General features: G+C 40.5%; 22 protein-coding genes. 13 read left to right on the top strand and 9 right to left on the bottom strand.

Features of this window, described 5'->3' with window-relative positions; translation table 11 throughout:
- The first annotated feature begins 8 nt into the window (after positions 1-8).
- From ACP7A0_RS09460 to ACP7A0_RS09440, 5 genes are all read left to right on the top strand, one after another.
- Positions 9-1,091, top strand: coding sequence for a BMP family lipoprotein (locus ACP7A0_RS09460; RefSeq protein ID WP_034659810.1), 1,083 nt, complete (start codon positions 9-11; stop codon positions 1,089-1,091).
- A gap of 159 nt (positions 1,092-1,250) precedes the next feature.
- Positions 1,251-2,786, top strand: a complete 1,536-nt coding sequence (locus tag ACP7A0_RS09455; protein WP_060597206.1) for an ABC transporter ATP-binding protein — start codon at positions 1,251-1,253, stop codon at positions 2,784-2,786.
- Positions 2,779-3,825: an ABC transporter permease gene (locus ACP7A0_RS09450; RefSeq protein ID WP_003212654.1), complete on the top strand. Its 1,047-nt coding sequence runs from the start codon at positions 2,779-2,781 to the stop codon at positions 3,823-3,825. Before ACP7A0_RS09455 ends, ACP7A0_RS09450 begins: the two co-directional genes overlap by 8 nt.
- Positions 3,826-4,785: an ABC transporter permease gene (locus ACP7A0_RS09445; protein ID WP_060597207.1), complete on the top strand. Its 960-nt coding sequence runs from the start codon at positions 3,826-3,828 to the stop codon at positions 4,783-4,785.
- Between the two features lie 175 nt (positions 4,786-4,960).
- Positions 4,961-6,298, top strand: coding sequence for a 2-hydroxycarboxylate transporter family protein (locus ACP7A0_RS09440; RefSeq protein ID WP_003213451.1), 1,338 nt, complete (start codon positions 4,961-4,963; stop codon positions 6,296-6,298).
- 72 nt (positions 6,299-6,370) lie between these two features.
- On the opposite strand, the gene ACP7A0_RS09435 is transcribed toward ACP7A0_RS09440, so the two are convergent.
- A complete protein-coding gene (locus ACP7A0_RS09435) occupies positions 6,371-6,580 on the bottom strand; it encodes a hypothetical protein (protein WP_012011099.1) in 210 nt (69 codons plus the stop codon).
- 219 nt (positions 6,581-6,799) lie between these two features.
- Here ACP7A0_RS09435 and ACP7A0_RS09430 point away from each other — a divergent pair, with 219 nt between their 5' ends.
- Genes ACP7A0_RS09430 through mnhG form a run of 7 tightly spaced genes read left to right on the top strand, consistent with a single transcriptional unit; the run spans position 6,800 to position 12,570 of the window.
- Positions 6,800-9,205, top strand: a complete 2,406-nt coding sequence (locus ACP7A0_RS09430) for a Na+/H+ antiporter subunit A (protein ID WP_426004924.1) — start codon at positions 6,800-6,802, stop codon at positions 9,203-9,205.
- Positions 9,202-9,633 carry a Na(+)/H(+) antiporter subunit B gene (locus ACP7A0_RS09425; RefSeq protein WP_426004922.1) on the top strand — a complete coding sequence of 144 codons (432 nt, stop codon included), beginning with the start codon at positions 9,202-9,204 and terminating at the stop codon, positions 9,631-9,633. Before ACP7A0_RS09430 ends, ACP7A0_RS09425 begins: the two co-directional genes overlap by 4 nt.
- On the top strand, positions 9,633-9,974 hold the full coding sequence (locus ACP7A0_RS09420) for a Na(+)/H(+) antiporter subunit C (protein WP_003213576.1): 342 nt from the start codon (positions 9,633-9,635) through the stop codon (positions 9,972-9,974). The genes ACP7A0_RS09425 and ACP7A0_RS09420 overlap by 1 nt, the downstream gene beginning before the upstream one ends.
- Positions 9,967-11,445 (top strand): Na+/H+ antiporter subunit D, encoded by a 1,479-nt coding sequence (locus ACP7A0_RS09415; RefSeq protein ID WP_060597209.1) that lies wholly within the window; start codon positions 9,967-9,969, stop codon positions 11,443-11,445. Before ACP7A0_RS09420 ends, ACP7A0_RS09415 begins: the two co-directional genes overlap by 8 nt.
- A 6-nt stretch (positions 11,446-11,451) precedes the next feature.
- Positions 11,452-11,931, top strand: a complete 480-nt coding sequence (locus tag ACP7A0_RS09410; protein ID WP_034659819.1) for a Na+/H+ antiporter subunit E — start codon at positions 11,452-11,454, stop codon at positions 11,929-11,931.
- Positions 11,931-12,212, top strand: coding sequence for a Na(+)/H(+) antiporter subunit F1 (locus tag ACP7A0_RS09405; RefSeq protein WP_008345849.1), 282 nt, complete (start codon positions 11,931-11,933; stop codon positions 12,210-12,212). The genes ACP7A0_RS09410 and ACP7A0_RS09405 overlap by 1 nt, the downstream gene beginning before the upstream one ends.
- Positions 12,196-12,570 carry a monovalent cation/H(+) antiporter subunit G gene (gene mnhG, locus ACP7A0_RS09400; protein WP_003213369.1) on the top strand — a complete coding sequence of 125 codons (375 nt, stop codon included), beginning with the start codon at positions 12,196-12,198 and terminating at the stop codon, positions 12,568-12,570. Before ACP7A0_RS09405 ends, mnhG begins: the two co-directional genes overlap by 17 nt.
- Before the next feature lie 107 nt (positions 12,571-12,677).
- Here mnhG and ACP7A0_RS09395 read toward each other — a convergent pair whose 3' ends face one another.
- The 6 genes from ACP7A0_RS09395 to degQ form a co-directional block, all read right to left on the bottom strand.
- Positions 12,678-13,067: a hotdog fold thioesterase gene (locus ACP7A0_RS09395; protein ID WP_034659822.1), complete on the bottom strand. Its 390-nt coding sequence runs from the start codon at positions 13,065-13,067 to the stop codon at positions 12,678-12,680.
- A 23-nt stretch (positions 13,068-13,090) separates the two neighbouring features.
- Positions 13,091-13,732: a response regulator transcription factor gene (locus ACP7A0_RS09390; RefSeq protein ID WP_426004918.1), complete on the bottom strand. Its 642-nt coding sequence runs from the start codon at positions 13,730-13,732 to the stop codon at positions 13,091-13,093.
- An 80-nt stretch (positions 13,733-13,812) separates the two neighbouring features.
- On the bottom strand, positions 13,813-16,125 hold the full coding sequence (locus ACP7A0_RS09385) for an ATP-binding protein (RefSeq protein ID WP_426004916.1): 2,313 nt from the start codon (positions 16,123-16,125) through the stop codon (positions 13,813-13,815).
- Between the two features lie 53 nt (positions 16,126-16,178).
- On the bottom strand, positions 16,179-16,349 hold the full coding sequence (locus tag ACP7A0_RS09380; protein ID WP_080869541.1) for a competence pheromone ComX: 171 nt from the start codon (positions 16,347-16,349) through the stop codon (positions 16,179-16,181).
- Positions 16,346-17,260: a polyprenyl synthetase family protein gene (locus ACP7A0_RS09375; RefSeq protein ID WP_034659828.1), complete on the bottom strand. Its 915-nt coding sequence runs from the start codon at positions 17,258-17,260 to the stop codon at positions 16,346-16,348. The genes ACP7A0_RS09380 and ACP7A0_RS09375 overlap by 4 nt, the downstream gene beginning before the upstream one ends.
- A gap of 151 nt (positions 17,261-17,411) precedes the next feature.
- Entirely contained in the window at positions 17,412-17,552 is a 141-nt protein-coding gene (gene degQ, locus ACP7A0_RS09370) for a degradation enzyme regulation protein DegQ (RefSeq protein WP_003213123.1), read from the bottom strand.
- A 505-nt stretch (positions 17,553-18,057) separates the two neighbouring features.
- Here degQ and ACP7A0_RS09365 point away from each other — a divergent pair.
- Entirely contained in the window at positions 18,058-18,411 is a 354-nt protein-coding gene (locus ACP7A0_RS09365; protein WP_060597216.1) for a hypothetical protein, read from the top strand.
- Positions 18,412-18,444: 33 nt separating this feature from the next.
- Here the strand turns inward: ACP7A0_RS09365 and ACP7A0_RS09360 are convergent, their stop codons facing one another.
- Positions 18,445-19,671, bottom strand: a complete 1,227-nt coding sequence (locus ACP7A0_RS09360) for an EAL and HDOD domain-containing protein (RefSeq protein ID WP_106061602.1) — start codon at positions 19,669-19,671, stop codon at positions 18,445-18,447.
- Positions 19,672-19,809: 138 nt separating this feature from the next.
- Complete coding sequence (locus tag ACP7A0_RS09355) at positions 19,810-21,279, bottom strand: nicotinate phosphoribosyltransferase (protein WP_034659831.1); 1,470 nt, start codon at positions 21,277-21,279, stop codon at positions 19,810-19,812.
- Positions 21,280-21,294 lie beyond the last annotated feature (15 nt).

Genomic DNA, 21,294 nt, shown 5'->3' with positions numbered 1-21,294 from the left:
GTTATGTTTTGAAGAAGCGCAAAATTGGACTAGCATTGTCCTTAGTCGTAGCAGCAGGAACCATCCTTGGAGCATGCGGCAACTCTGGCTCAAACAGCGGTGAAAGCAAAAAAGATAAAGATCAATTCACTGTTGCAATGGTAACTGATGTCGGTGGTGTCGATGACAAATCGTTTAACCAATCAGCTTGGGAAGGTTTACAAGCTTTTGGGAAAGACAACAATTTAAAAAAAGGTAAAAACGGCTTTGATTACTTACAATCTAAATCAGACGCTGACTATACAACGAACTTAAACACACTTGCTCGTGAGAAATTCGACCTGATTTATGGAATTGGTTTCTTAATGCAAGATTCTATTAGTGAAATCGCAGATCAACGTAAAAATAATCACTTTGGTATTGTTGATGCAGTTGTGAAAAAAGACAACGTAGCCAGCATTATGTTTAACGAAAATGAAGGATCATTCCTTGTAGGTGTTGCGGCTGCTCTTTCTACAAAATCGAACAAAATCGGTTTTGTTGGCGGCGTTGACTCTGAATTAATCAGAAAATTCGAAGTTGGATTCCGTGCAGGCGTTGAAGCAGCTAACCCGAAAGCAAAAGTGGAAGTGAAATATGCTGGTGCATTCGATAAAGCAGACATCGGTAAAGCAACAGCTGAAAGCATGTACAAATCTGGCGTCGACATCATTTATCACGCAGCTGGCGGTACTGGAACTGGTGTCTTCACAGAAGCGAAAAACCTGAAAAAAGCTGATCCTAACCGTAAAGTTTGGGTTATTGGTGTAGATAAAGACCAGTATGACGAAGGAAAAGTACCTGGAACAAAACAAAGTGTCACTCTTACTTCTATGATTAAGAAAGTAGACACAGCGGTACAAGACTTAACAACGAAAGCAAAAGAAGGTAAATTCCCTGGCGGCGAAGTGATCACTTACGGTCTGAAAGAAGGCGCTGTTGACATTTCTCCATCTCAGGACAACCTTGATAAAGATGTATTGAAGAAAGTAGAAGAATGGAAACAAAAAATCATCAAGGGTGAAGTCAAAATCCCTGCAACACGTGATGAACTAAAAGATTTTAAAGCTTAATTTGAGCATCGGGATAAGCGCGCCTTATCCCCTTGCCTCTCCTTTACCTCCTCTTTATTCGTAAAAGGTGGTAAAAGAAAAGCTGCAGCCTCGCTTTGCAGCTTTTCTTTTGCTAGTTTTTATCTTTATCAGCACCCTAAAAAAGGAGCGGTTAAACCTGTGGATTATGTCATTGAAATGTTGAATATACGCAAAGAGTTCCCTGGCATTGTAGCAAACGACAACATTACGCTGCAGCTAAAAAAGGGCGAAATTCATGCGCTGCTTGGTGAAAACGGCGCTGGAAAATCAACGCTTATGAACGTGCTTTTCGGACTGTATCAGCCTGAAAAAGGTGAAATCAAGGTACACGGAAAACCTGTGACCATCTCTAGTCCAAATGATGCTAGTGATTTAGGCATCGGTATGGTGCATCAACACTTTATGCTTGTCGATACATTCACCGTCGCTGAAAACATCATCTTAGGAAAAGAGCCTAAGAAGTTTGGAAAGATCGACAAAGAACAAGCCATACAGCAAGTACAAGAGCTTTCTGACCGCTATGGTTTAAAAATAGACCCTGCCGCAAAAGTATCTGACATCTCTGTCGGCATGCAGCAGCGTGCAGAAATCTTAAAAACACTTTACCGCGGCGCTGACATTTTGATCTTCGACGAACCAACAGCCGTCTTAACACCTCAAGAAATCAAAGAACTCATACAAATTATGAAAAACTTAATCAATGAAGGCAAATCCATTATTTTAATTACCCATAAGCTGAAAGAAATTATGGATGCCTGTCACCGTGTGACCATTATCCGAAAAGGCCAAGGCATTCGTACACTTGATGTGGAAAGCACAAATAAAGATGAACTTGCGAGCCTCATGGTCGGTCGTGAAGTTTCATTTAAAACAGACAAAAAAGACGCCTCCCCTGCTGAGGAAGTGCTTCAAATTCAAGACCTTACGGTAAAAGACGCGCGAGGAATTGAGGCAGTCAAACATCTCAACCTCTCAGTGAAGGCTGGCGAAATTGTCGGAATTGCTGGAGTAGATGGCAATGGTCAATCTGAATTAATTGAAGCCATTACTGGTCTAAAAAAATCAGAGTCTGGCACGATCAAGCTAAACGGGAAAGCCATTCAAAACCTTCCGCCTCGGAAGGTGACCGAATCTGGAATTGGACATATTCCTCAAGACCGTCATAAACACGGACTTGTGCTTGATTTTTCAATTGGAGAAAATATTTCCTTACAAACGTATTATCAGCGCCCATACTCAAAATTTGGCTTGATGAATATGAAAAATATTTACCAAAAAGCAAAACGAATCATTGCGGAGTATGACGTAAGAACACCGAGTGAATATACAGAGGCACGCGCCCTGTCAGGCGGGAACCAGCAAAAAGCCATTATTGGCCGAGAAGTTGACCGCAATCCTGATTTATTAATTGCCGCTCAGCCGACACGAGGACTTGATGTTGGTGCAATTGAATTTGTTCATAAGCGTCTGATTGAGCAAAGGGACTCAGGGAAAGCCGTCCTGCTCATCTCCTTTGAGCTTGATGAAATTATCAATGTCAGTGATAAGATCGCTGTTATTTTCGAAGGCAGCATTATCGCCATCGTTGATCCAAAAGAAACAACAGAGCAAGAGCTTGGTCTATTAATGGCTGGAAGTACGCAACAGGAAGTGGGGAACGAAGCAAATGTCTAATCGCTTAACAAATCTGCTAATTCCGCTTATAGCCATTGTACTTGGTCTTTTTGTTGGGGCCATTATTATGCTGGCAAGCGGTTATAGTGTCATCGAAGGCTATGGCGCCCTTTGGAATGGCGTCTTCGGTGAAACCTATTATATGGGAGAAACCATCAGACAAGTCACGCCTTACATTTTATCAGGACTTGCTGTTGCTTTTGCATTTCGAACAGGTCTCTTTAATATCGGTGTAGAAGGTCAAATGCTGATTGGCTGGGTAGCTGCTGTATGGATCGGTACAACTGTCCATGCACCTATGTATATCCATCTGCCGCTTGCACTCATCACCGCAGCTGCTGCTGGTGCATTATGGGGCTTTATTCCTGGGTTTTTAAAGGCTCGTTTTTATGTTCATGAAGTGATTGTCACGATCATGATGAACTACATTGCCCTTCATGTTACAAACTATTTGATCTCAAATGTCTTAACAAATAATAAAGATAAAACAGAAAAAATCGATGCCACTGCCTCGCTTCGCTCTGGATTTTTTGAACAAATTACCGATTTCTCCCGGATGCACAATGGTATTTTTGTTGCCATTATAGCTGCGGTCGTGATGTGGGTCATTATTCAAAAAACCTCTAAAGGCTTTGAATTGCGGGCTGTTGGAATGAACCAGCAGGCATCCCATTATGCTGGTATGAACGTTCGTCGCAATATCATTTATGCGATGCTGATTTCAGGTGCTTTTGCAGGTCTTGCAGGCGCAATGGAAGGTCTTGGCACATTTGAATATGCCTCAATTAAAGGCTCGTTTACCGGTGTAGGTTTTGATGGAATCGCCGTCGCTTTATTAGGTGGAAATACTGCTGTTGGTGTTGTTCTTGCTGCGCTGCTGCTTGGTGGATTGAAGGTCGGTGCTTTAAATATGCCGCTTGAATCTGGCGTACCGACTGAGGTCGTTGATATTGTCATTGCGATCATTATTCTTTTCGTCGCCTCAAGCTATATTATCCGTCTTGTGATGAACCAAATGAAAAAAAAGGGGGGAAAATAAGTGGGATTTCTGCAAATTCTTGAAATCATCGTCCCAGCTACACTTGTCTATGCTGCACCACTTATTTTAACCGCTCTTGGAGGCGTCTTTTCAGAAAGATCAGGTGTTGTGAATATCGGTCTTGAAGGTTTGATGGTCGTCGGAGCATTTTCTAGTATTATCTTTAACTTATTTTATGCTGATACGTTTGGGGCGTTGACCCCGTGGCTTGGGCTCCTCGTCGGAATGGCAATCGGCGGATTGTTCTCTTTGATTCATGCAGTTGCAACCATTACATTCCGGGCAGATCAAACGGTCAGTGGTGTTGCCATTAACATGCTGGCACTTGGCGCTACGCTGTTTGTCGTGAAACTCATTTACGGGAAAGCACAAACAGATAAAATTACAGAGCCTTTCTATAAAGGTGATATTCCCCTTTTAAGTGACATTCCGATAATTGGCGATATATTCTTTAAAGATGTTTATTATACATCCATACTCGCATTAGCGCTTGCGGTTGTTGCTTGGTTTGTTTTATTTAAAATGCCGTTTGGTCTTCGTCTTCGTGCAGTCGGAGAACATCCAATGGCTGCTGATACAATGGGAATCAAAGTGTACCGGATGCGCTATATCGGCGTCTTTATTAGTGGACTGTTTGGTGGTCTTGGCGGAGCTGTTTATGCGTCGACCATCGCACTTGATTTCTCACATGCTACCATTACTGGACAAGGCTTCATCGCACTAGCTGCGCTTGTCTTCGGTAAATGGCACCCATTCGGCGCAATGGGCGCTGCTTTATTCTTTGGATTTGCTCAAAGTTTAAGCATCATTGGCTCTCTCCTGCCGCTATTCCAAGATATACCGAACGTGTATATGCTCATTGCACCATATGTGCTTACCATCCTAGCACTCACTGGCTTCATCGGCCGGGCAGATGCACCGAAAGCACTTGGGACCCCTTATTTAAAAGGAAAACGATAAATACGATGTATGATCAATCCCCTGAAGGATAAACTACCTTCAGGGGATTTTTGTATGATAAAAACATAAAAACTCCTGTTTATTTTACTTTTATTACACTTAATTTAGTTTAATAAATAGATGAGTGTCACAGAATCTTCTACAATTGAGACAAATAGCATTTGGGGGTGTTTATGTGGCTAATACACAACAATTGAAATCGATTACAGACGATTCTGACAATAATAAAAGCGTTTTCCGTAAGATCATGTCTTGGAAAATTGGTGTTATTGACTTACCTGTGTATTTAGTACTTGCAGCGATTATTTTAACTGCCGCTTATTTTAATAAAATTCCAGCAAATATGCTTGGTGGTTTCGCTGTTATTATGATTTTGGGGATTTTCCTTGGAGATATAGGACAACGTATTCCGATCTTAAAAGATATTGGTGGACCGGCGATTCTTTCTTTATTCGTACCATCGTTCCTGGTCTTTTTTCATGTTCTGAATCCGAACTCGTTGGAAGCGGTTACGTCTCTTATGAAAACGTCGAACTTCCTTTACTTCTATATTTCTGCTCTTGTAGTAGGTAGTATTCTTGGGATGCAGCGAACTGTTTTAGTACAAGGCCTTATTCGTATGTTTGTTCCTCTTGTTGCAGGTACAATTGCAGCTGTGACTGCTGGAATTCTTGTTGGTCTTTTAGTTGGTTACACACCGCATCATTCGTTCTTCTTTATTATTGTTCCGATTATTGCCGGTGGTGTTGGTGAAGGAATTTTGCCATTATCTATTGCTTATTCACAAATTCTTGGTGTATCAGCAGAGTCATTAATTTCTCAATTAATTCCTGCTGCCGTCATTGGGAACGTCATTGCCATTATCTGTGCTGGCGCAATGAAGAAGCTTGGTGAAAAACGTCCTGAACTAAACGGGAATGGCCGTCTTGTAAAATCAAAAGAGGCAAATGAAATTTTTGAACAGCCTGATATGGATCCAAAAGTTGATTTCGGGTTAATGGGTGCTGGTGTACTCGTTGCTTGTACAACGTTCATTTTTGGTGGTTTGTTAGAAAGCTTTGTTCATATTCCAGGTCCAATCTTAATGATTGTACTTGCCGCTTTAATCAAATACTTAAACGTGATGCCTCAGCATCTGCAAGATGGCTCACAGCAGTTCTACAAGTTTGTATCAAGAAGCTTTACATGGCCGCTTATGGTCGGTCTCGGAATTCTATACATTCCACTTGATGATGTAGCAACAGTGATTTCTATTCCATTTGTTTGTGTATGTATCGCTGTCGTTCTTGGAATGGTTGGTTCAGGTTACTTCGTTGGGAAATTGATGAACATGTACCCAGTAGAATCTGCGATTGTGACAGGCTGTCACAGCGGACTTGGCGGTACTGGTGACGTTGCGATCCTTTCAGCTTCTGGAAGAATGGGTCTGATGCCTTTCGCACAAGTATCTACACGTCTTGGCGGAGCAGCAACTGTGATCTGCGCAACAATCTTACTTAGAATGTTTACTTAATCAAACAATAAAAAGCATGGGCTCTATTACGGGCACATGCTTTTTTTATATTTCTTTTCTCCTATAAGGGTTTTATTCTTCGGCAGAGACCACGCGTATATATTCTCTTGGCTGGAATGGATATTGTCTTGCCTCTTGATAGGTCATATAGAGAAGATGTTCTGAAAACAACGGCCATTCACTTTCCGCCTGCCACCTTTTTTGATCATTTCGTTCTATGAAGAATGCTCCTCCTAAAATCGTGCAGAATATGCTTAAGCTGATGCCCGCTTTTAGTTTCATGTAATCAGCTCCTTTAAGAAAAGCATGTACGAAATACAAAACAATATACAATGAGTTTCATTTTTGATAAAATATTTTTTGTGGTCAAAAGAACTCAAAACAAATACAGTTTACTGTAAATCAGTTCAAACCAATGCACTATGTCTGTATTTACGCTATAATTTTATTTACCAGTTCTTTAGAACGTGAATTTATATTGATTGAAGGAGGTTTATTTTCTTGCAGCTTATTCACTTCGCCATCCTATCGCCTTTTTTGCTTGCGTTTGTTGTGCCTTTTCTTTTTAAATACGTAAAGCGTATACATACAGGGTGGTTTGTTCTTATCTTGCCTATTCTATTATTTAGCTATTTTGTCCAGATGATTACGATGACATCAAATGGACGAACGTTATTTTCACAGGTCGAATGGATTCCTTCTCTAGGAATGAATTTCACTGTGTATGTAGACGGTCTTAGTTTGTTATTTGCGCTATTGATTACAGGTATTGGCGCACTTGTCGTCTTGTACAGTATTTTCTACTTATCGAAGGAAAAAGAACAACTCGGCTCTTTTTATACGTATTTGTTAATGTTTATGACCGCTATGCTCGGTGTCGTTCTATCTGACAACATGGTGGTTCTTTACTTGTTTTGGGAGCTAACGAGTATTTCTTCCTTCCTCTTAATTGGGTATTGGTATAAGCGGGAACGCTCTAGATATGGAGCAACCAAATCACTGCTTATTACTGTTTTTGGCGGATTAGCTATGCTTGGTGGCTTCATCCTCATCTACCTGATAACTGATTCATTCAGTATTCGTGAAGCAGTCAATCAGCTTCAGCTCATTATGGCATCACCTTACTTTATCCCTGCCATGATTCTGATCTTACTTGGTGCCTTTACGAAATCAGCGCAGTTCCCATTTTATATCTGGCTGCCTGATGCAATGGAAGCACCTACCCCTGTGAGCAGTTATCTGCATTCTGCTACGATGGTGAAAGCTGGTATTTATCTTGTTGCCCGCTTCAGTCCAATCTTTGCTATTTCAGAGGTGTGGTTTTGGACCATATCCATCGTTGGACTTGTGACATTATTTTGGGGATCATTCCACGCCGTTCGTCAAAACGATTTAAAAGCCATTCTTGCCTTTTCTACCGTTAGTCAGCTCGGGATGATTATGCTTATGCTGGGTGTAGGAGCAGCTGCGATTCATGAAAACAATCCTGCCTTTTTTGGCGCAGCCGTTCTTGCTGCTATTTTTCACCTCATTAACCATGCTACGTTTAAAGGCAGTCTCTTTATGGCAGCAGGTATTATCGATCACGAAACAGGCACTCGTGACATTCGGAAATTAGGCGGTTTAATGACCATCATGCCGATTACCTTTACGATTACGTTAATCGGTACATTCTCAATGGCTGGTCTTCCGCCATTTAACGGTTTCTTAAGTAAAGAGCTGTTTTTCACAAGTATGCTGCGTATTTCTGAGATTAACTTTACAGATATTTCGACATGGGGCGCTATTTTCCCAGCGATTGCTTGGCTCGCTAGTGTCTTTACGTTCATTTACAGTATGATGCTTCTCTTTAAAACATTTAGAGGCAATCTTCAGTTAGATCAATTAGAAAAAAAGCCGCATGAAGCACCGATTGGTATGCTCATCCCGCCAATTATCCTTGCTGCACTTGTGGTCACCTTTTTCTTCTTCCCAAATATTCTAGCTTATTCTGTCATTGAACCTGCGATTGCAGCCATTATTCCCGATGCGATTGATCCAGGAAAACGGTTTGTTGTCAAAATTGAAGCATGGCACGGCTTTCAGCCAGAGCTTTATATGACAATAGGTGTTGTAGCTTTAGGGATTATCGGATATTTGACGTTGTCGAAATGGCGTCCAATGTACAACATATTTAAGGAGAAATGGTCATTTAACTCCTTATATGACCGTTCACTGATCGGCTTAGAAAAAGGCTCCTATCGCCTGACGAACAGTTATATGACCGGTTTCCTTCGTGATTACCTTGTCTATGTGTTTGGGTTCATGATTATCGTGCTTGGGAGTGTCATGTTTTATCAGAATGCCTTCTCATTTAATATGGAGCATGCTGCTCCAATCGGCACGTACGAGGTCATTCTGTCATTAGTGATGATAGCAGCAACCCTCACGACTGTGTTTGCTCGTTCTCGCTTAACAGCCATTATCGGGCTAGGTGTCATGGGGTATACGCTGTCGCTATTTTTTGTTATTTTCAGGGCACCTGACCTTGCCCTCACCCAGTTAATTATTGAAACAATTTCTGTGGCACTGTTTTTACTTTGCTTCTATCACTTGCCAAAGCTGAGCATGAAGCAAAAAACAAGGAAATTTAAAATGACCAATCTCATTATTTCAGTAGGTGTTGGTGTCATTGTGACATGCCTTGCTTTCGCTTCAACAAGCAATCAGTCACTTGATACGATTGCGTCTTACTTTATTGAAAACAGCTACAAGCTTGCAGGCGGAGACAACATTGTCAATGTCATCCTTGTTGATTTCAGGGGCTTTGATACACTCTTTGAAATTACCGTACTTGCCATTGCGGCACTCGGTATTTATGGATTATTAAAGGCACAAGGAAACCGGAAGAGAGGCGTGCGGCGATGAGGAAGATTGATACGAATGATATGCTCTTACAAGTCACAACAAAAATCATAGCATTCATCATCCTGCTTTTTTCCCTTCACTTATTTCTTGCGGGACATAACAATCCTGGCGGGGGGTTCATTGGCGGCCTGATGAGTGCTGGGGCTGTCGTTCTTCTGCTTTTAGCCTATGATCTGAAAACAGTGAGACGTATTCTGCCCTTTAACTTTATTTATGTTGCAGCGACCGGGCTGCTCGTCGCGATCCTGACGGGTATGGGATCATTTCTATTCGGTGCACCTTTTCTATCCCATGCATTTGATTATTTCCAACTGCCGTTTTTAGGGAAAACTGAACTGGCGACAGCCGTACTGTTTGATATCGGTGTGTATTTGGTTGTTGTCGGTATCACCATGACCATTATTCAAACGATTGGAGAGAAGGAATAATGGAATTTCTAATGTCTATTATCGTCGGTATAATTTTTATGGCGGCGACCTATTTAATGCTTTCAAAAAGCCTTCTACGGGTCATCGTCGGTACTGCTGTTTTGAGTCACGGCGTCCATTTGCTTCTTTTAACAATGGGCGGCTTAAAAAAAGGAGCTCCTCCTATTTTAAAAGAGGGGCTCACATCCTATGTAGATCCATTACCACAAGCATTAATTTTAACAGCCATTGTCATTGCTTTTGGTGTGACATCCTTTTTACTTGTCATGGCCTTCCGTGCCTTCCAAGAGCTGCGAACAGATGACATGGATCAAATGAGAGGAAATGATCAGCATGAATAATCTCGTGATCCTGCCTATTTTAATTCCATTATTAGCTGCTACACTATTGATCTTTATGAATAAGAACATCATGCTGTCAAGAGGCTTTAGTGTGTTTGCTTCGCTCTCAGCCATTGTCTGTAATGTGTATTTAGTCCAAACCATTTTTACAAATGGGATTCAAACCCTCTATTTAGGAGGTTGGAAAGCACCATTTGGGATTGCCCTTGTGGCCGATCAGTTTGCTGCGCTCCTTGTGCTGACCGCTTCCGTCGTTGGGCTAGTGACAGTTCTTTTCTCCTTTCAAACGATTGGGAAGGAAAAGGAGCGGCTGTTCTATTATTCTGGCGTACAGTTCTTGTTAGCTGGCGTGAGCGGTGCCTTTTTAACAGGAGATATTTTCAACCTGTTTGTATTCTTTGAATTGCTGCTAATGGCATCATACATGCTCATTGTGCTGGGCGGCTCAAAACCGCAGCTTCGTGAATCACTCAAATACATTGTGTTTAATATCATCTCATCGGCTTTATTTATTGTCGGTGTCGCTTGTTTATATGCCGTCACTGGTACATTGAATATGGCTGATTTAAGTGTGAAGATTGCTGAATCAGGGCAAACAGGATTAATCACTGTCATTTCCATTCTGTTCATGATTGTATTTGGCTTAAAAGCCGGGATCTTCCCGCTTTATTTCTGGCTTCCAGGGTCGTATCATGCACCGCCTGCAGCGATTTCCGCTCTATTTGGCGCTTTGCTGACAAAGGTTGGCTTGTATGCGATTGCCAGAGTCTTTACGTTAATTTTTATACACGATACAGGGTTCACTCATACATTTATGGCGTGGCTGGCCGCACTGACGGTGATATTTGGTGTGATTGGCTCAATTGCCTATTCCGATGTGCAAAAGATCGTGATTTATAACATTGTGACAGCGGTCGGGGTCATTTTATTTGGAATTGCAGCCAATACTCCTGCATCACTCCAAGGGGCCATTTATTATCTCATTCACGATATGGTCATCAAAGGAGCTTTATTTATGCTGGCAGGTGCACTCTTTGTGTACGCTGGCACAAACAATCTGAAAAAGATGGGCGGGCTGATTCAATCACAGCCACTTCTTGGCTGGATGTTTTTCATATCAGCATTATCCCTTGCAGGAATTCCGCCGCTTAGCGGGTTTGTAGGAAAACTGAAAATTGTGGAAGGCGGCTTTTCAGCTGGGCTTATGACTTTTTCTATCCTTGTCTTACTATCCAGCCTTCTTGTCCTTTATAGTGTCATGAGGATTTTTATGCTCGCATTTTGGGGCGAGGAACAGGATCTGCCAAGAAGAAAACCGTCAATTAAAGGAATGGTGTACCCTGGCGTACTGCTTGTCGTCTTATCGCTTGCGATTGGATTAGGAACAGAGTTCATTGCTCCTTACATCAATCAAGCAGCGGAAATGCTCTCAACACCAGAAAAATATATTCAAGCTGTGCTGAAGGAGTAGATGAACATGGCCTTTCAAATATTATTAAACGCTCTCCTCGCCTTTACATGGATGTTTATGAATGATACTTACAGAGCCGCAGACTTTGTATCAGGCTTTGTACTAGGGATGGTCGCCATTTTTATGTTTCGGCGATTTTTCCCGCAGCGTTTTTACGGCTATGCCCTTTTTGCGATTTTCAAGCTCGTATTGATTTTTATTCGGGAGCTGCTTCTTGCCAATTTAAGTGTATTAAAGACCGTATTATCTCCAAAGCTCACAATTAAGCCCGGTATTTTCGCCTTTCGTACGGACTTGAAAACGGATTGGGAAATCACCATACTGGCTAACATGATTACATTGACACCAGGTACACTCGTCATTGATATTTCTGATGATCGTTCAATTTTGTACATTCATGCGATGGATATTGAAGATGCAGAAAAAGCCATTCACGATATCCGGGTTTCATTTGAAAAAGCGATTCAGGAGGTGAGTGGTAAGTAATGGAGCTCATATTACAAATGTCACTTGGCATTCTTGCACTGTCCACCCTTCTTTTTGTTATACGGGTTATCAAAGGTCCCTCTATTCCTGATCGTGTAAGTGCACTTGATGCGATAGGAATCAATTTAATTGGGATGACAGCCATCGTTTCCATTTTGCTGAAAACGACAACGTTCTTTGAAATTATTTTACTGCTCGGTATCCTTGCCTTTATCGGCACTGTCGCTTTTTCCAAATTCCTTGAGAAAGGGGAAGTGATTGAAAATGATCGTCATCGCTAAAGCTATTGTCATTTTCTTTATCCTGCTTGGCGCCATCCTTTGTCTCATTTCAGCCATTGGCGTTCTTCGCCTGCCAGATGTTTATACACGAATGCATGCTGCATCAAAAGCATCGACACTTGGTGTTGTCCTCATATTAGTTGGGGTATTCTTTCACGAATGGTTTCTTGCAGGCATTATTTCTGCGAAGATTCTACTTGGGATTGTCTTTATCTTTTTAACAGCTCCGGTCGGCGCACACTTGATCGGAAGAGCCGCCTACAATACTGGAGTCAAGATGGACAAACGAAGTGTACAAGATGATTATGGTGGTTTTCGTAACTTCGTGATTAAACGAAAAGAAGACTCGTACTTATAAACCGAAAGAAGGACCTCACATGTGAGGTCCTTCTTTTATTTCTATAAAAAAAACATTTTATGGATCAATCCAACCTAAAAAAAGCTTCCGCTGCACCGGGAGCTTTTTTATATGCGATCAATGACAGCAAGTGTGCATCTTGACGTACAGATGTGCCGGTCCCGATCATCTTTAATATCAATTTGAAATACCATTGTACGGCGCCCTACATGTACAGGAACAGCCGTCGCTGTCACTACTCCATCACGTACAGATTTTAAATGATTGGCATTGATTTCAATCCCTGAGCAAACTTGCTGAGTTAAGTCTAAATGAGCCGCAGCCCCCATGCTTGCCACTGTTTCTGCTAGAGCAGCAGATGCTCCTCCGTGCAGCAGTCCAAATGGCTGTTTTGTTCTGTGATCGACTGGCATTGTCGCCACGCATCGTGACTTATTACACTCTACAATCTCAATCCCAAGTGCCTCAAGCAGTGTATTTGATCCACTCACTTCCATCAGGGTTCTCTCCCTTCACACGTTTACAGCACACTTTCAGATTTTGCAATTAACACCGCTTCGGTTCGAGAGCCAACATTCAGCTTATTAAAGATGGACGTCAAGCTGTATTCAATCGAGCGTTTGCTCAAATGAAGCACATCGGCAATCTCTTGGTTCGTGTATCCTTTTTCCACTTCTCTGAGGATCAAACACTCTCGCTCTGTTAACAGCTCATGATCGGTCTGCTGCGCCTGTTCTGGCTTTTCTTGCTGCTGTGAAATTAATTTCTTTAAATAGGATAGCTGAATGACAACTTCTCCTTGCAATGTGCGGTGTATGTATTCAATAATTTTGTCTTTTGTCTCTGTTTTACTAATTGCACCGTGCAATCCAGCCCGAATGGCCTCTTCAAAATAATCATCTACTTCATACCCTGTATAAATGATAATTTTCACTTGTTGGTTGGTTTCTAGAATTTGTTTCGCAATGTCCATTCCATTGATATCCCCGAGATTTAAATCCATCAAAATCACATCATAGATGGAAAAGTCATGCGTCTTTAAAAAGGCGGCATCTGCATCAGGACTTAAACAATCGACTGATAGCTGCTGATCTGATTCTAATATGCTTTTTGTCCCTTCCATGACAGCCGGATGATCATCAATGACCAATATCTTCTTCATGTCTTCCTCCCTTTAAATCACTCACTTCCATTTTATATAAAAGACTTGGCAGATGCCAAGTCTTATTCCTTAATAAATCGTTACAATTCCATTTCAATTTTCACCTTCAGTCCTTTTTCTGGGGCTGTGTGAATGTGAAGCTTCCCATTTAACGCCTTGACTCGTTCTCTGATTCCCGAGAGGCCCATGCTCATGGTGTGCTGATCAAGATGGCTTGCATCAAAACCGACTCCATCATCCTCGTAGTGAAGAACAACCTGATCTTTAATACAAATCAGCATCACTAACACTTGAGTGGCTTGGGAGTGCTTCAGGGCATTGGATAACAGCTCCTGAACAATTCGGTAAATATTCAGCTGTGAATCAATATCAATGTCCAGTTCTTTATCAAAGCGTGTTGTATTCAGCCGGATATGAAACGGTGCTTCCTCCTGAATTTGAGAAGTCAGCTTCGACATCGCCTTGACTAAACCTAAATCGTACAGCAGCTGCGGCCGAAGTTCATGACATGTTTCTCTCGTGGTTTGAATCACCTTAGACATTTGTTCATTCCATGAGATAAGCGATTGTTCAATAGACGTTGGGCATTGATCGTTTTGGAAATTCGTTAAAAACATCTCTGACTGTCTTTTCAGCGATATCAAATCCTGCAGCACGGAATCATGAAGATCCCTCGCTAAATCGGAGCGCTGCTTTTCTTCCATCGCAAACATGACTTTTTTCAGCCAAGCAGGGTTCGCTTCACGCTGCTTCAAATCTTCAAGATGCTCCATCAATTCTTCGATCTTGACGACATTTTCTAAACTGACACTTGTGTAAAAAGCCAATGTTTTCAGCCAAGAAATCTCATCACGCGTCAATTTCGGTGTCTGTAAATTGGATAAACAGCAAATCATAAACGAGTGACCGCCCCGCTCGCCAATTTTCATCATAAACCCTTTATCAAGCTCAATGATTTTCCCGACTTCCCCTAAAATATCCTGAAATTGATCCACATACTCTTTCCATAGATTGCTATCACCTGAAGATTCATCAATCTCTTCAATCTGCCCATCTGGCTTCACTTCAAGCACAAAGGCTTTATTAACAACAAGCACTTCTAAAATGGTGTATTTCAAATGATACAGCACTTGATGAAGTGATGACGCCTCACGAATAAGCTGCGTAAATTTAAACACGCTGTCCTGGTAATTATGCTTCTCTGAAAAACGCTTCAGACGAAAACGGAAATCTAGAATTTCTTTGAAATAGAAAACAGCCAGCATGAGCGCGTAGGTAATTAATGCGAGCTTCAGTGTGTACTTCAAATCTTCTGGTTTTTGCAGAATATAAAACGTGACAACAACAAAAATGGTCGGTGTGATGGCTAGAAAGCCATAGTACCTCAGTCTGCTAATCAAAAAATCCATATTGTAAAGTTTGTTCGTCATGAATTGGTACACTAGAGAAAAAGGAATAAGCAAGACAAAAGAAGTCAAGAAAAAGGGATCTACCACATAAATACGAAACAAAACATATGGTATTGCAAATAAAAATATAAATGGACAGAATGCTATGATATTAATCATGACAAAAAACTTTAAAACAGACCCCTGCTCTGTCTCTTTATATTTCCGCATTCCATTGATAATCACTTTGAATGACATGATAATAGAAGCGAAAAAGAATAAAAGATTTAAACTTGGCATGTATCTTGCTATCGCTGAATCTATTGGAACTGCTAGCTCTATCAATAGATTAATTACTGGAAGACTATATAAAAGGCGAATTGTTTTTTGATTTGTTATATGCAAGTTAAACTCTTTAAAATACTGATAAATGAAATGAATATAAAAGATAAATACACTTGATAAACAAAATACGATCACATAATGGCTAAATCTTTCACCAATACCTGAAGTACCTGCACTAAGATACCCGATACAAATCGTTAATAAAAATAAAACTAAAAGAAATGCTGATTTCCGTTGGGTCTCTTTGTTAATTCTAATGATAAAGAAGATACAAAATAAACATATTGAATACAGGACGAGAGGAATTAAATAGACAAATAAACTTTCTTGACCAATCAATGTCTTATTTTTAAGGGTGATCATTTGGTTGCCTCTTTGAATATCAATTCTTTGCACATTCCTAAGCTCACCATTGATCAAATGATCTTTGTTGTTAGCAGGTTCTCCATTGATTTTAAGTATAATATCTCCTTCTTCTAATCCTGATGTGTAGGCTAAAGAAAGATATTCAACTTTGACAACTTCTGCTTGACCGTTCTTGTTCTCCGCTACACGTGCTCCATTAAAAATATCAAATACATAAATATATGAAACATAAATCACAAATAAAAAAGACAGAAAAACCAAAAAAGCAGATAGTTTCGTATAAGTTATCTTCATGTATAAAACATCCTTAACTGGAGAACTTTTAAATCATTTTTAAATGAATAGTATCATTTATAGTACCATATATAATCTGCAGACATTTGCCCTTTTTTAATGCCCTGAATGATTGCTTTCATGGTTTGCTCATCTGTGTGAATTAAACTTGCATTCCCTAAGTCCAATTCATTCACAACACTAGGATTATTCATTAAATATGCAATAACATTTTGAATGTTCAATCATTGCCCTCCTTTGTCATAAATGCATACAATTGTTCCTTATTTGTTTTAGGTAAATCAAGTTGTTCAATCCCTTGCCTCATTTTTAACAGCATAATCTCTCTCATTGATACCATGTACTGAGTCAAACCAGCTTCAAGTAATTTCTGCTTCAGCTGAAATGACTTTTGTTCTGACTCATCTAAACGACCGGAAAAGAACGTAAGAAGCTCTTGACTGGCATCGTTAAAACCTCTTTGTAAATAGCTAAATGCCAGCGTTTGTTTTTTTAGAAAATCTCCGTTTGTTTTCGAAAATAACGCAAAAAAATCGTTACTGATCTGTTCAGCAACACCATAACATATTGAATATGATTCCACAGTTGAGTTGATTTTTCTCGTCGCTAAATAAACACCCAGTACACTAGAAAGAGCTGTTAATGATCCTGATTTTTTCCTTAACACCTCTACACACTCTTCTTCTGTTTCATGCATATGACGCAAATCCTCATGTTGTCCTTCCATTGACCATTTGATGAGTTGGAACAGTTTCTCAATTAGTTGAGAATCATTTTCACCTATTGATATGATGAATTGGGTACTCAGCGTATACAAATACGTAGAAGCATTGATGGCCACTCCTTGGTCGACGTTCATCCAAGGATACGAATCATTGTCCTGATCTTCAATATCATCTAATATATCGGCTGATAAGATGAGAAGTTCAATCCCTGCTGACAATTGTGTAATCGCTTGCTTGTCTTGTCCGCCAAATGCCTCATAATGCTTGTAAGCCAATTGCCCAAAGGGAAATTCATTCTTTCTATCTGTAAATTCTAGAAGCAGTTGTTGTAAATCCTTCTGCCTGACTGCATGTTGAATAAAATCAGACATATTCTGCTTGATTTTTGTATTCTCTAGATAGTTTAGCATACTCGCTCTTGTACCTCACCCTTCCGCCTTTTATTTTACTAAAAAGACATGAGCAAATGTCCACTGACATCACTATTTAACAATTATATAATAATATATCCTTTTTTTGTATGTATTTGGATAAAAAAAAGACTTGATGATTATCAAGTCTTTAAGAAATTTTCACATATTCATATTTGTCGTATTGATCAATGCTTTTGTTAATGTTATGAAGAGAAGCCGTTGTTTCTCTAATTTCGTTTTCAAGTTTCCATAATAATTGTTTAAGTTCTTCGATTTCATACTTTTCCATCGATTCCACTCTCCTTTTTTGGAAGATCAATGTATTTGTGTATGGTGATTGGGTCATAAGTATTTGATCTGTTACTAACAGTGTAAATGTAATTGAGTATTTTTTCACCGAAAAGTATGCACAAAATGTGTGCGTGATACCGCAAAATTCAATAGGTCTTTTTTCATCATTTTCTGACTTTTCAAATCATACTTTTATCTCAATTTCAAAGAAACTGCGTCATTTTTGCGACAAGAATAGGCATCATTCGTCACACTTTTCTCACATCAGAACGTATGATCCCTTCCGTATCCTCGGTTTTGCGTGTTATAGGTCAGACGACAGACCCTATTGTGGACACCGCAATTTTTTGGCGACATTCACCGAAATTGACCGCAAAAGTACCTATTTTTATGTTGGATTTATAAAGATAGAAAGATCATTTTGATTCTTTATTCTGATTTTCTACATACATTTAGAACAGATATCCGTCCAATTTCACGTCAATGAGAGAAGAGGTGACCATATGTTTTACTATGTTCCTTATCCTGCTTTGCAGGTTCCCGCAATGAGCCATGCATACCCGCGCACACCTATGACTTTTCCTCCAGTAGATGCCCACTCGTTTCAACGAGCCGCAAAAGAATCAGCCCGACTTGTTGCTGATGCTTCACTCATTACACAGCAGATTTCCAGCTCGCTTTCATTTGCACAGCGCATCATGGAGGCTGCTGAGCGCTCTGATTCGACAAGTGTCATCCGAATGCTGAAGCAAATCGGTGTGAAAAGTGGCATTGACATCCGCTTTAGTCCAGAAGGCATTCGTATCTACTTGTCTCTCGCCTCTAGCAGACTTTTTCTTCTTTTACAGTGGGCATAACAAAAAAAGCCGCTCTGACGTGAGCGGCTTTTCTTAAGATTCAAACATTTTATGACACCATTCAATGGCTTCTATATAACAGCCGTAGGCTTCTTGCTTCGGGAGTTCCCCATTTAACATCTCATCATCCCATTCATTTCGTTCAATCCGTTTGGCTACACCTAGCACAAATGAATAATCATTTTCATAGCCAAGCAGTGCCTCACCAACTTCATCAGAAAGCGGCAGCTCTTTCACAAGTTCTGTAATATCTGCCCTGACAAGCGTATCAATGAGAGAAAACATACCTGTCAGCATATAAGAGGCTGGGTGCTCTCGTTCAGTACGACTCGCAATCAGTTCACACGTTTTCGCCCGAATGAATGACATTTTGATAATTTCTTTTTGGCTTGAGTTGGCTTGGACATTCAGTTCTTTAAATGAAAGAATAAAGATCCAGCGCCGAATTTCATTAAACCCAAGCAGGATAATCGCCTGCCGGATACTTTTGATTTGATAAAGACGTCTCATGCCGCCTGAATTCAGCATTTTTAATAATTGATATGACAGCGAAAGGTCACTTTCAATAAAATGGGTCACGACCTGGATATTCGGCTGTTCCTTGCTCAGCTCATTTAAGAGCTGGTGGTACGCATGGAAGCTGGTCGATAATGCTCGTCCTGATATGACACGAGGCTCGCTAAAGAAATACCCTTGAAACAAATGGAAGCCGGCTTCTAGCGCTTCTTCATACTCTCTTCGCGTTTCCACCTTTTCTGCAAGGAAGCGAAGTCGATATTTTTTATACGTATGTAGAATATTTCTTCGTTCTTCCGAATTGGTCTTCAGAAAGTCAATTTTTAAAATATCAATGCAATAGAGGAGTTCGTCAAGCAACTTGTCACTAAAATGTGTTCCGCTTAGAAAAAAATCATCAAGTGCAATCGTATATCCCCATTTTTTTAACTGCTTACATCTCATAATAAGTGCCGGGGTAATCGGTACATTTTCTAATATCTCGATCACAAGCTGATGCGGATCAAAATAGGTGAGCAGATCAGACGAAAGTAAGCTTTCGGTGAAATTAATGTAGCATCGTTTGCCTTCTGTCAATGTTTCGATACCGATATTTAAAAAGCTATTTATAATGAGGTCCGTTGTCGCTTGGTCACCGTCTTCAGCGCTATATGTATTGGTTTCACTATCTCTATAAAGCAGCTCATATGATACGACTTGTTCTTTTCTGTTAAAAATAGGCTGTCTCGCAACAAACACCCTCAACTGCTCCAATCCTCCTTTATGCAATGACAAACAAGATGTGCTTTCAGTATACCAAATGATTGTGCTTATGGTTCACTTTGAATCGGTCAAAAAATAAAAAAAGAGATCACCCGGCTTGATGATCTCCTTTTCTTCCAATTAGCTTTCATAAAGCTCTTTTTTAATTTTATTTTTCACATCATGGATAAACTGCATCTTGTTATCCCAGCATTTTTGACTCAAATCGACTGGGTATTCTTCTGGTTTGCTGATTCGTTTATATTCCTCCCAGAAAAGTCCGAGGCTATCCTGCACATAGGCTTGAATCGTTTGAATATCCGGATTGTCATATACAAGTTTTCCTTGTTCGAAAATAGGGACATGAAGATCCTTAGCCACAAAGTTTGTGACAAATTTGCTGATAAATGTATGCACAGGGTGGAACATTTTCAGTTTATCCTCACTATGAACATCTTCCTCTTCAAGGGCAATGTAGTCACCCTCAGAATGATGATTCAATTGATTGATGATGCGGTACACACGTTTACGTCCTGGTGTTGTCACTTTTTCTGGGTTGGATGAAATTTTGATGGTATCATTCATTTTGCCGTTTTCTTCAATGGACACAAGCTTATACACTGCACCGAGGGCTGGCTGATCAAATGCTGTGATCAGCTTTGTCCCAACACCCCACACATCAATTTTGGCACCCTGTGCTTTTAAATTCATGATGGTATGTTCATCAAGATCGCTCGATGCAATGACTTTTGCATCATGGAATCCTGCATCATCCAGCATCGTTCTAGCTTTTTTAGACAAGTAGGCAAGGTCACCGCTATCAAGTCTAACACCAATAAAGTTGATTTTGTCTCCGAATTCTTTCGCTACCTTAATGGCATTCGGAATACCGGATCTCACGGTATCATACGTATCGACTAAAAAGACACAGTCTGTATGGGTTTCAGCGTATTTTTTAAATGCCGTATATTCATCGCGGTATGCTTGTACAAGCGCATGGGCATGAGTTCCTGACACTGGAATGTTGAAGCGCTTCCCAGCACGAACATTACTTGTCGCCTGGAAGCCGCCGATGAGTGCCGCTCTTGCTCCCCACATCGCTGCATCCATTTCATGCGCACGTCTTGTTCCGAATTCTAGTGCTGTCTCATCTTCAATGATTCCTTTAATCCGAGCCGCCTTTGTTGCGATCAGCGTTTGGAAATTCACAATATTCAGCAAGGCTGTTTCGATTAGCTGCGCTTCTACAAGCGTTGCCTCGATGCGCATGATCGGTTCATTTGCAAAGACAATTTCGCCTTCACGCATTGAATGAAGTGTTCCTGTAAAGGACAACCCGCTTAAATAATCAATGAAATCGCTTTTATAACCGAGTTCATCTTTTAAATACGCTAGATCACTTTCGGTGAAGGAGAAGTCCGATAAATATTCAATCGCTTTCTCTAAACCAGCAAATACAGCGAAGCCATTGTCAAATGGAAGCTTTCTGAAGAAGAGTTCAAAAACTGCCTTCTTCTCATGAATGCCGTCTCTCCAATACGTTTCTGCCATGTTAATTTGATAAAGATCTGTATGTAGTGATAAACTGTCGTCAATAAACCGATGCTCCAACTTCCATTCTCCTTC

It is taken from the genome of Bacillus sp. DWP3-1, from assembly GCF_049896565.1.
Taxonomy (GTDB): Bacteria; Bacillota; Bacilli; order Bacillales; family Bacillaceae; genus Bacillus.
Note: the sequence above shows the minus strand (reverse complement) of the source record. Positions and strands in the feature narration are given on the sequence as shown.